The sequence below is a fragment of the Flavobacterium sp. GQ95 genome (genome assembly GCF_059758655.1).
Genome location: NZ_JCAXEB010000084.1, coordinates 1 through 289 on the forward strand (window position 1 = coordinate 1; position 289 = coordinate 289).

General features: G+C 51.9%; 1 pseudogene. It reads left to right on the forward strand.

The annotated features are described in order from the left end of the window. Positions 1 to 289 (forward strand): annotated as a pseudogene (locus AC6CH4_RS26030) (hypothetical protein); the annotation flags it as partial.

Consider the following 289-nt stretch of genomic DNA (forward strand, 5'->3'; position numbering starts at 1 on the left):
GCTGCTGGGAAATCAGCTTATGAAGTTGCAGTTGCTGGAGGATATACAGGAACCGAGGCAGTGTGGTTATCTTCCCTAAAGGGAGAAACCGGAGCTGCTGGCGCTGTTGGAGCAACGGGAGCCGCTGGGAAATCAGCTTATGAAATTGCAGTTGCTGGAGGATATACAGGAACCGAGGCAGTGTGGTTATCTTCCCTAAAGGGAGAAACTGGCGCTGTTGGAGCAACGGGGGCTGCTGGGAAATCAGCTTATGAAGTTGCAGTTGCTGGAGGATATACAGGAACCGAGA